The 10,750-nt window shown below is 70.7% G+C and carries 10 protein-coding genes; 2 read left to right on the top strand and 8 right to left on the bottom strand.

What is annotated here, in order from left to right:
* The first annotated feature begins 23 nt into the window (after positions 1-23).
* Both VIP82_RS12240 and VIP82_RS12235 read left to right on the top strand, forming a co-directional pair.
* Positions 24-800 (top strand): glycerophosphodiester phosphodiesterase family protein, encoded by a 777-nt coding sequence (locus tag VIP82_RS12240; RefSeq protein ID WP_331908936.1) that lies wholly within the window; start codon positions 24-26, stop codon positions 798-800.
* 126 nt (positions 801-926) lie between these two features.
* On the top strand, positions 927-1,310 hold the full coding sequence (locus VIP82_RS12235) for an RNA polymerase-binding protein RbpA (RefSeq protein ID WP_331908932.1): 384 nt from the start codon (positions 927-929) through the stop codon (positions 1,308-1,310).
* A gap of 23 nt (positions 1,311-1,333) precedes the next feature.
* On the opposite strand, the gene lnt is transcribed toward VIP82_RS12235, so the two are convergent.
* The 8 genes from lnt to VIP82_RS12195 all read right to left on the bottom strand — a co-directional run bounded on the left by lnt (position 1,334) and on the right by VIP82_RS12195 (position 10,631).
* Positions 1,334-2,899, bottom strand: a complete 1,566-nt coding sequence (lnt, locus tag VIP82_RS12230; protein WP_331908930.1) for an apolipoprotein N-acyltransferase — start codon at positions 2,897-2,899, stop codon at positions 1,334-1,336.
* A 48-nt stretch (positions 2,900-2,947) separates the two neighbouring features.
* Positions 2,948-5,470, bottom strand: coding sequence for a DEAD/DEAH box helicase (locus VIP82_RS12225; protein WP_331908928.1), 2,523 nt, complete (start codon positions 5,468-5,470; stop codon positions 2,948-2,950).
* Positions 5,467-6,228 carry a twin-arginine translocase subunit TatC gene (gene tatC / locus VIP82_RS12220; protein WP_331908934.1) on the bottom strand — a complete coding sequence of 254 codons (762 nt, stop codon included), beginning with the start codon at positions 6,226-6,228 and terminating at the stop codon, positions 5,467-5,469. Before tatC ends, VIP82_RS12225 begins: the two co-directional genes overlap by 4 nt.
* A 66-nt stretch (positions 6,229-6,294) precedes the next feature.
* The gene (tatA, locus tag VIP82_RS12215) at positions 6,295-6,540 is read right to left on the bottom strand and encodes a Sec-independent protein translocase subunit TatA (protein ID WP_308867352.1); all 246 of its coding nucleotides are present in this window, start codon (positions 6,538-6,540) and stop codon (positions 6,295-6,297) included.
* Between the two features lie 67 nt (positions 6,541-6,607).
* Positions 6,608-7,570, bottom strand: coding sequence for a helix-turn-helix transcriptional regulator (locus VIP82_RS12210; protein ID WP_331908926.1), 963 nt, complete (start codon positions 7,568-7,570; stop codon positions 6,608-6,610).
* Complete coding sequence (locus tag VIP82_RS12205; RefSeq protein WP_331908924.1) at positions 7,567-8,583, bottom strand: helix-turn-helix transcriptional regulator; 1,017 nt, start codon at positions 8,581-8,583, stop codon at positions 7,567-7,569. Before VIP82_RS12205 ends, VIP82_RS12210 begins: the two co-directional genes overlap by 4 nt.
* A gap of 44 nt (positions 8,584-8,627) precedes the next feature.
* Positions 8,628-9,593, bottom strand: a complete 966-nt coding sequence (locus VIP82_RS12200) for an FKBP-type peptidyl-prolyl cis-trans isomerase (protein WP_331908922.1) — start codon at positions 9,591-9,593, stop codon at positions 8,628-8,630.
* A gap of 9 nt (positions 9,594-9,602) precedes the next feature.
* Complete coding sequence (locus VIP82_RS12195) at positions 9,603-10,631, bottom strand: tRNA (adenine-N1)-methyltransferase (protein ID WP_331908920.1); 1,029 nt, start codon at positions 10,629-10,631, stop codon at positions 9,603-9,605.
* Between the last annotated feature and the right edge of the window lie 119 nt (positions 10,632-10,750).

Raw genomic sequence — 10,750 nt, 5'->3', positions numbered from 1 at the left:
CCCGCAGTCACCCCGCCCACCCCGTGACCCACCCGTGGTTCACCGGCGTCGCGACGCCGCGCGTCCTCGCGCACCGCGGACTCGTGACGCCCGACGCCGCCCGCGGCGGCATCGTGGAGAACTCCTTCGCCGCCGTGGCCGCCGCGCACTCCGCCGGGGCGCATTACGTCGAGTCCGACTGCCACCTCACCGCGGACGGCGTGGCGGTGCTCTTCCACGACGACGACCTGTCGCGCGTGACCGGCGACCCGCGCAAGGTCGCCCACATCCCCGTGCGCGAGCTCGAGGAGCTCATGACCGGACGCGGCGGGCTCATCACGCTCGCTCAGGCGCTGGACGCGTTCCCGGCGACGAGGTTCAACCTCGACGTGAAGGCGACGGCTGCCGCGTCCGCCGTCGGCACGACGGTCGCGGCCTTCGGCGACCGCGTGCTGCTGACGAGCTTCTCCGACGCGCGCCGGCGCACTGCCCTCGATGCCGCTGTGGCGGCGGGCCGCGGCGTTCGCCTTGCGACGTCGGCCGGCCGCGGCACCATCGGGCGCGTACTGGCCGCCGTCGCGTCGCGGTCGGATCGGCTGCTGGCCCGTGCGCTCTCAGGCATCGACGCGCTGCAGGTGCCGGAGCGTCAGGGGCGCCTCCGCATCGTCACGCCGCGCCTCATCGCCGCCGCGCACCGGCACGACGTCGAGGTCCACGTATGGACGGTGAACGACCCCGAGGACATGACCCGCCTCGTCTCGATGGGCGTCGACGGCATCGTCACCGATCGCGCCGACGTCGCGCTCTCCGCACTGACATAGCACGCTCGCACGACCGACCGCGAGCCCCGCTGTGCATCCACTGTGAAAGGTCGATGAACAGGGCTCCTTCGGATGATCCGCACAGGTCACTTCGTTATACCTGTACAGCGACGAGAGGACCACAAAATGGCAGACCGCAGTCTGCGCGGCATCCGACTCGGCGCCCAGAGCCTACAGAGCGAAGAGGGCGTCGTGTTCCATGAGCGCGCACAGCATATCTACACGTGTAGTTCGTGTGGACGTGACACGACTTTGACCTTCGCGGCCGACGCCGAGGTTCCGCCCGCCTGGGAGTGCCGCACGTGCGGCGCCGAGGCGCTGCTGCGGGTGGGCGACGGCACCGCGACCGTCGATCACTCGGGCGACAAGACCCCGCGCAGCCACTGGGACATGCTCCTGGAGCGCCGCACCCTTCCCGAGCTCGAAGAGCTCCTGGAGGAGCGTCTCGCCTACATCCGCGCACGCCGCGGAGCCGGTGAGAACGTCACGGCGGACAAGCTCAGCGCCTGACCCGCATCCGCGCGACGCCGGCCCTACGGGGCCGGCGTTTTCGCGTTCCCGGGGCGCAGGCGGCCGAGCACTCCGAGGCAGATCAGCGCGATCACGCCGCCCCACACGAGCAGCAGCTGGATCGCGCCACCGAAGGTCACTGCGGGCGTGAGCCCGGTGCGCAGCGGCACATCCTCCAGCATGTGGCCGGCGGTGTCCGCGGGGATGCCGGCGATCTCCGCGCCGTCGGGGGCGATGATCTGGCTCGTGCCGACCGTCGAGATGTTGACGACCGAGCGCCCCGTCTCGACCGCGCGCATGCGGGCGAACGCGAGCTGCTGCAGGTTCTCGTCCGTGCCGCGGAAGTCGGCGTTGTTCGTCTGGAACATGTAGATCTCGGCACCGTCCTGCGCGCCGTCCCAGATGACGTCGTCATAGATCACGTCGAAGCAGATCGCCAGGCCGACGCCGACACCGTCGACGTCGAAGAACGGCCGGGAGCCGCCCTGTGTGTACTCCCGCTGCACGAGATCGATGAGGTCCGGCGCGAACAGGCGGTAGAGCCAGCGATCGGGGACGTATTCGCCGAACGGCACGGGATGCCGCTTGTCGTACACGTCGACCGGGTTCTCGGCATCCTGCTCCCACAGCAGCGATGAATTGAAGTACTCGTCGCCGCGCTGCGTGACCGCCGCGACGACGAGCGGCGCATCGAGCCGATCTGCCAGTGCGTCCAGCGTCGCGGCCGTGCTCGCGTTCGCCGTCGGGTCGGAGTCGACGCCGCCCTCCGGCCAGAGCAGCACGTCGAGGTCTTCGCCGAAGAGCGGAGCCGTCGCCTGCAGCTGTGCGTTCAGCACGTCGTTGCGGCCGCGCTCGTCGAAGTAGCCGGCGGGACCGTTGCCCTGAACCGCCCCGACGCGCATGGTGCCCGCATCCGTCGTCGGGAACTGCGGCAGCGCGAACAGCAGGATCGCGACGACGGCGACAGGGACCGCCGTACGCAGGTCGCGATACCGGCGCATCCGCGCCCACTCGACCGCGCTCGCGCACACCATGACGATGAAGAACGACAGCCCTGCGACGCCCACCCAGGACGCCACGCTCGCGAGCGGGCTGTCGGCCTGCGAGATGCCGACGCGGCCCCACGGGAAGCCGCCGTACGGCCAGGTGCCGAGCAGCTGCTCCCGCAGCACCCACAGGGCGCCCACGATCGCGGGCAGGGCCACCAGGCGCGCCCACGGGCCCGTCCGCACCCGCGGGAGCCACCGGTAGGCCAGTGCGATCGGGACCGCCGTCACCGCCGTGAGAAGCGCCTCGAGGGTCGCAAGGGCAAGCCACGGCACGGGGCCGAGATAGCGCGCGGTGAACGACACGTTCACCAGGAAGAACGCCAGGCCGAAGACCAGGCCGACGAGGACGGCGCCCCACGCCCGGCGGCCGATGAGGCTGATCAGTGTCAGCGGGATCGCGACGAACACCATCGGCCACCACGCGAGCGCGGGGAAGGCCGTCGTGAGGATGAGACCACCGGCGGCCGCCGCGATGACCGCCGCCCACAGGGGCAGGAGCGGGCGCGGCAGCGGTGGGCGGGACGGCGCGTCGGGTGGCACGGATTCCACCCTAGGCGAGCGTGACGACGATGCTCTGCGGCCGCGGGGTCAGACGGCCGAATAGGCGACGATGCCGCGGCGGACGGCATCCAGCGCCTTGCGCGCGGTGCCCGCGACGGGCTGGTCCGAGACGATCGACAGCTGGTCGAGCAGGTCGATCGTCTGCTTCGCCCAGCGGACGAAGTCGCCCGCGGCCATGTCGGCCTCGGTCAGCACGCGATCCAGCATGCCGCCGCGCGCCCACGTGTGCATCGCCTGGGCAAGGCCTGCAGAGACGGGCTCGCTGCCGGGGAGCCGGTGCTCGCGCTCGAGGTCGTCGAGCTCCTGCCACAGGGATGTCGTCGCCTCGAACGCCGTCCGGAACGCGCCGCGGGGCAGCCCCCGCTCCCCCGGCCCGGCGTCGTCACGGCGAGGCTCGTAGACCAGTGAGCAGGCGAGCGCGGCGAGGGACGCGGCATCCAGGTCCTTCCAGATCCCCCGGCGCAGCGATTCGGCCACCAGCAGATCGCGTTCTCCGTAGATGCGTCGCATCGTGCGGCCGGCGGGGGTGAGCGTCGTGACCCCGTCGTCGGCGACCGCCACGTACTCGAGCGCGCCCAGCACGTCGACGACGCGGTCGAAGATCCGCGCCACCGTTCCGGTGCGGGTGTCGATCTGACGCCGCATCTTGTCGATCTCGCGCTTGAGCTTCCAGTAGCGCTCGGCCCAGCGGGCGTGATGCTCCCGGTCCGGGCACTGATGACACGGATGCCGCTGCATGCGCCTGCGCAGGCTCGAGATCTGGCGCTGCCGCTCGTCGCGCGTGCGCCGCGAGGCACTGACGTCCTTGCGGTTCACCTTCTCAAGATCGCTCAGCTCGCGGCGGATGCCCGAGTACTCCGCGAAGTCGCCGCGGTCGCAGGTCATCGCCTTCTCGTACCCCGCGAGCGACTCCTCCTGCTCACGGACCTGCCGCGCCAGACCCACCACCGCGCGGTCGGCCTGGAACTGGGCGAAGGACGACTCGAGGATCTCGCGCGCTCGCGCCCGGCCGAACTGGTCGATGAGGTTGACGGCCATGTTGTAGGTCGGGCGGAAGCTGGAGTTCAGCGGATACGTGCGCCGCGACGCCAGGGCGGCGACCGCCTGCGGGTCGAGCGCCTCGGTCCACTGGATCACCGCGTGGCCCTCGACGTCGATGCCGCGACGCCCGGCCCTGCCGGCGAGCTGGGTGTACTCGCCCGACGTGATGGCGACGCGCGCCTCGCCGTTGAACTTCTCGAGCTTCTCGAGCACCACGGTGCGGGCGGGCATGTTGATGCCGAGCGCGAGGGTCTCGGTCGCGAACACGACCTTGACGAGCTTGCGCTGGAAGAGCTCCTCGACGACCTCTTTGAACGCCGGCAGCAGCCCGGCGTGGTGGGAGGCGACGCCCCGCTCGAGATTCTCGCGCCACTCCCAGAAGCCCAGGACGGCGAGATCCTCCTCGAGAAGGGTGCGGGTGCGCTCCTCGATCACGGCGCGTATCTCGCGACGCTCGTCCTGCGACGTCAGGCGAACGCCGGCACGCCGGACCTGCTGCACGGCCGCGTCGCAGCCCACGCGGCTGAAGATGAAGAAGATCGCCGGCAGCAGGTTCGCCCGCGACAGCAGCTCGACGACGTCCGGGCGATCGAGGCGCTCGATGCGCTGCACGTTCGCCGAGCGCACCGGGCGCTTGTTGCCCCGGCTCGGACGACGACGGGGTGCCTCGTACCCGCCGCTTGCGTAGCGAGCGCGTTCACCGCGGTCGCCGCTGCGCAGCTGCTGCGCGCGCCTGTTGTTCTCGAAGTTCGGCCCCTTGAACGACCGGATGCGCATGAGCTCCTGGTTGACCTGCGCCGTCGCGATGCCGGCGCGGTCGTCGAACAGCGGCAGGAGGTCGCCGCGCACCAGCACGTGCTGCTCGAGGGGCACCGGGCGGGTCTCGGAGACGATCACCTCGGTGTCGCCACGCACGGTGTCGAGCCAGTCGCCGAATTCCTCGGCGTTCGACACGGTCGCCGACAGCGACACCAGTCGCACGCTGGGCGCGAGGTGGATGATGACCTCTTCCCACACCGCGCCGCGGAACCGGTCGGCGAGGTAGTGGACCTCGTCCATTACCACGTAGCGGAGGCCGCGGAGCGCCGGGGAGTCGGCGTAGAGCATGTTGCGCAGCACCTCGGTCGTCATGACGACGATGCGTGCGCTGCCGTTGATGTTCGTGTCGCCGGTGAGAAGACCCACCTCGTCGGCGCCGTAGACGTCCTGCAGCTCCCGGAACTTCTGGTTCGACAGCGCCTTCATCGGCGTCGTGTAGAACGCCTTGTCGCCCGGCGTCTGCATGGCCAGATGCACGGCGAACTCGCCGACGATCGTCTTGCCCGCGCCGGTGGGCGCGGCGACCAGAACGCTCCGTCCGTCCTCGAGCGCGCGGCATCCCTCGATCTGGAACGGGTCGAGCGTGAACCGCTGCGACGCCGCGAACGCGGCCGTCAGCGGGTGCGTGCGGTCGAGCCGGGCGGACGCGCTCGCTCGCGCATAGCGCTCGGCGGGAGCGGGGTCGCTCACGGCACCTCGGGCGGGAGGAGCCTGGCCGCGCGCTTCGCCTTGCGGCGGTCGAACAGCATGGACAGCCCGACCGCGGCGAAGTACAGCACGCAGAGGATCCCCGCGAGAAGCAGCATCGAGGTGACATCGGCGGCGGGCGTCGCCGCGGCGGCGAAGACCGTGATGATGATGATCGCCACGCGCCAGCCTTTCAGGATGTCGCGGCCCGAGACCACGCCCGCAAGGTTGAGTGCGACGAGGAACACCGGGGTCACGAACGAGACTCCGATCACCAGCAGCAGCTTGAAGACGAAGTCGTAGTACGTGGCGTAGTCGTAGAACTGCGCGATGCCCTGGTCGTTCGGCACGAAGTTCGACATCAGCACGACCATGTGCGGCATGATCAGCCAGCCGACGTACAGGCCGGCCATGAAGAGCGGGATCGCCGCGGCCAGGAAGCCGACCGTGTACTGGACTTCCTTGCGCGTGAGCCCGGGCATGATGAACGCCCAGATCTGCCACAGCCACACCGGCGCCGAGATCAGCAGGCCGATCGCGAACGCGATCCGCATGTGCAGGTCGAAGCCGCTCGAGACGGTCGTGAAGTTGAGGGCGATGTACTGGTCGCCCCGCTCCCCGGCGATCTCCACGATCGGCTGCGACAGAAGGTCGATCACCCAGCCGCTGATGAGGAACGCGACCACCATGCCGACGACGAGGCCGGCCGCCGCGATGAAGAATCGCTTCCGCAGTTCGCGCAGATGCCCGCCGAGGGACATCCGCTTATCGCGCCGAGGCTGCTCGGGCTCCTCGATGCGCGGTGGATCCGTGGTGACCACGCCGGGTCAGGAGGACGGGTCTGCGGTGCTGCTCGAGCTCGCCGGAGTTTCGGCCTTCGGAGCTTCCGACGACACGTTCTCGGCCTTCGACTTGGCCGAGGAGTCGTCCTCCTTCATCGCCTTCATCTCGCCCTTGAACACCCGGGCGGACTGACCGAGGCTCTTGGCGAGAGCCGGCAGCTTTGCAGCCCCGAAGAGGAGCAGGATCACCGCGAGGATGATCAGAAGATGCGGCCATCCGAATGCGCCCATGCGGAGTCTCCTTGTCGGTGCGGATGTGGCTCCAGTGTAACCCTGTGACGGCGGCTCCGAGCCGCCCTCAGCGGTATTGCGCCAAGCCGGCTTCGGCCCACTCGGCCACGGCCCTGCGCGCGCCGGAGGGCTCGAGCACCTCGACGGCGCCGCCGCGGCGTGCCGCGAGACGGCGCAGGCTCAGTTCATCCGCGACCCGCATGGTGGCGATCGTGACTCCACCGGACGTCTCGAGCGTCGCGCGGTCGAGGTAGTCGCCGAGCAGAGGCGCGACCTCTTCGGGGAAGCGGATGCGGGCGACGACGTCGCCGGCGTCGGTGTCGAACCAGTCCGGCGCCTGATCTCCCGCGTGCGTGCTCGGGATGCCGGTGAGCTCGAGGTCGCTGACGCGGTCAAGGTGGAACGTGCGCATCGCCTCGCGCAGATGGCACCAGCCCTGCAGGTACCACTGCCCGCTCGCGATGTGCACTTTGACCGGATCGACGGTGCGGGTCGTGGGGGCGGCGTCGGGCGCCTTGTACGTGAACGAGACGGCGACGCCGCGACGTAGCGCGTCGGCGACGAGGTCGCGCACGGCGTCGACCGGCTCGGGAGCCAGGATCACCTCGGCCGGCGTGGCGGACGCTCCGCGCGCCAGCTTTGCGAGCAGCCCCGCGTAGAGCTCGGTTTCGCCCACGCCCGGGATGGAACGCGCCAGCTGCAGACCGGCCAGCAGCGCCGCGGCTTCGCGGGCGGTGAGCTTCGGCGACCGCTCCAGGCCGACCGAGTTCGTGATGACGATCAGGTCGCGCTCGTCGAGGAGGTCCCAGTCGATGTCGAACAGGTCGTTCGACATCTGCCAGTAGCCCCGGTCGCCGGGAAGGCCGATGACAGTCAGCTTCTCGACCATCGACCGCATCTGCTCGGATGAGACGTCGAACTCGTCGGCGGCCTCGGCGAGCGAGACCTCGCCCTTGCCGATGAGGTACGGCACGAGCTGCAGCATGAGGGCGGCGCGATCGGTCGCCACCAGTGGCTTACGGGCCGTCACGACCGGCTCCTCACGTCCGTCGACGCTCCCGCATGCAGGTCGCGTGTGGCGGCGAGGCGGTCGATCACGCGGTCGCGCAGATCTGCGGGCGCGACGACACGCACCTCGGGACCGTACGAGGCGAGCTCGTCGGCGAAGATGTGGGCGTCGACATACGGCACGCGGATGCCCTGCTCGGCCGGCTTCGCGCGGCGGGCGAGCCGGAGCGCGGCCTCGGTGCCGGGGTTGACCTCGAGGAGGGCCGAGTTGCGGGCGGCGACCTCGTCGAGGCCCGCCAGCGCACGCTCCCCCGCGCCTTCGCGCAGCGCCGGGTCGAACGAGGTGCGCGTGAGGGTGACGGGCCCGACGATGCGCTGGAGCAGGAAGGTGCGGTCTGCGCGCACGTCGAGGTCGATGCCGAACACGTGCCAGCGGCCCTCGTACTCGATGAGGGCCAGAGGCTGCACACGCCGCATGCGAGGAGCCTCCTCCCCCGGCTTGAGGTACGGGAAGGTGACCACGCGGCTCGACTCGATCGCCTGCTGCAGCCCGGGGAAGGCGGGGTCGTGCAGGCTGAGGCGCGGCGAGAATCCGATGATGGGCTCGTCGACGAGATCGCCGAGCGCGCGGATCTTCCGCAGACCGCTGCGGGCGTCGTCCGACATCGAGCTCTGGCTCCACACGCCGCCGGCGAGGGTGAGGAGCGCCTGCTCGGCCGGCGTGAACTCGATGTCCTCGGGCAGCTCGTACTCGGCGCTCGGCACGCGATAGCGCGCCTCGCGCAGGTCGTCGGGGTCCGCCCAGTCGCCGATCGTCTCGATCGGCACGCCGAGGCCGCGGAGCGACTCCTTGTCGCGCTCGAACATCTTCTCGAGCGCATCCTTCGATGCGCCCGCCTCGCTCTGCTCGCGGTAGCCGGCGACCGAGGTCAGGATGGTGTCCTTCGTCAGCCCCTGGTCGGTCGCGATGAGGGCCACCACGAGGTTGACAAGGCGCTCCTCGGGCGGGATCTTCGCGGCGGCAGTGGCAGGCACCCGCCTATCTTAGAGCCGCCCGCGACCCGGGTCGCGGACCGCGGTCACTCCGCCGGCGGGACGTCGACGCCGAGGATGTCGATGACGTAGACGAGCGTCGACCCGGCGGGCACGGCGCCGTTGGCGTCGTCGCCGTAGCCCTGGTCGGGCGGGACGACGACCAGCACTTGCGAGCCGACGGTCTGGCCATCGAGCGCCTTCGCGAAACCGGGGACGACCGAGTCGGCCGTGACCGACACCGGCTGATCGCCCCACGTGCTGTCGAACGTCTCGTCCTCGCCCCAGACGACACCGCTGTAGTGGACGCGCACCGGCTGGTCGCCGGTCACCGTCTCGCCGGCGCCCTTCTTCAGGGTCTGGACGACCAGGTCGGTCGGCGGGGCGCCGTCGGGGATGATCAGGCCCGGCTGGCCGTCGGGCGCACGCACGACGGTGGGCAGGCCGAAGCCGCTGTTGAACTGGTTCTGACCGTCCGCGGCGGGGAGGTACACCTTGCGCAGGTCGATGACGGCGACGACGGTGTCTTCCTCGTCCAGGCCGAAGCCGACCGAGACGTCGGGCGACATGTCGTCGGGCGAGAGCGCGACCGCGACGCGGGAGCCCTCGGTGACGCACTGCAGGGCGTCTTCGAAGCCCGGGAAGTTCGTCGTCCACTGATCCGGCGACGAGACGCGCGACAGGTCGCCGTCATACGCGGTCGCGACGATCGGCTCCCCGGTCGTGCCGCTGAAGAGTGCGACGTCGACCACCATGAGCTGGTTCTGTGCCGTGATCGGCGTGCCGTCACCGGTGACGACGTCCTCGTAGGCCAGGTGCGGCGCGTGCAGCGGCGTGTACACGTCGACCTCGGGCTGGTCCTCGGTGTCGCCGGTGACGTCGATGAGGTCCATGACGTCGGCGTCGGACACGGCGGGACGGGAGCAGTCGGACGACGAGCCGGGCATCGAGCATCCGGCCAGACCGACGGTCACCAGTCCCAGGACGGCGAGGGCAGCGGGGATCTTGCGCACCGGAACAGTCTAGGCGGTGGCGTCGGGCTCGCCCGCGCGTCCCGCCGCCTGACGGGCCCCCTCTGCGGCACGCTCGGCCTCGCGGACGCGCTTGCGCAGGTTCTTGTCGGTGATCTGCCGGTCGCCGACCGCTCCCGGCGTCCACAGCTCGACGTCCTCGTCGCCGTAGCTAGACTTCGAGGCCCGGCGCTTGACCTCGGGTGCCACGGCCCCCGGTGCCAGGCGCCGCGCCCAGATCAGGAAGCCGGTGTGCGCGACCATGCGGTGGTCCGGACGCACGGCCAGTCCTTCGACATGCCAGCCGCGCACCATCGTCTCGTTCGCGTCGGGCTCGGTGAACAGCCCGGTGCCGCGGATGAACTCCGCGACGCGGCTCAACTGGGTCGCGGTCGCGACGTAGCAGACGACCACGCCGCCGGGCGTGAGCGCCTCGGCGACCACGTCGATGCACTCCCACGGCGCCAGCATGTCGAGGACGACGCGGTCGACGGATGCCGGGGCCACCGTGTCGGTGAGCTCCTCGGCCAGGTCGCCGACGACCACGTCCCAGTTCGCGGGGACGTCGCCGATGAAGGTCTCGACGTTCGCGCGGGCGACGGCGGCGAAGTCGTCACGGCGCTCGAACGACACCAGGCGTCCGTGGTCGCCGATCGCCCGGAGGAGCCACAGCGACAGTGCCCCCGATCCGACCCCGGCCTCCACCACCGTGGCGCCCGGGAAGATGTCGGCCTCGGCGAGGATCTGGGCGGCATCCTTCGGATAGACGATGGCGGCGCCGCGCGGCATCGACATCACGAAGTCCCGCAGCAGCGGGCGCAGCGCGAGGTACTCGTGGCCGCCGCTGTTGGCCACCACCGACCCGTCCGGCTGGCCGATGAGCTGCGTGTGCTTGAGGACGCCGTGGTGCGTGTGCAGTTCGCCGTCCTCGCGCAGGGTGATCGTGTGGAGCCGGCCCTTCGGGCCGGTGAGCTGCACGCGGTCGCCGAGGCGGAAAGGGCCGCTCGGTCGTACCGCCGCGGTGGCGAGGTTCTCAGTCATCGGGCGATCTCCTCGGCCGGGTCGGAGGCGTGGACGCGTGCGCGGTGCGCCGCGTGGAAGGCGATGACGTCGTCGGCGGTGCGTCCGTCGAGCGTGTCCCACAGCGTGTGCGCGCCGGC

The sequence above is a fragment of the Microbacterium sp. genome (assembly GCF_036566905.1).
GTDB lineage: Bacteria > Actinomycetota > Actinomycetes > Actinomycetales > Microbacteriaceae > Microbacterium.
This window is presented reverse-complemented; position numbering and strand designations above follow the sequence as displayed.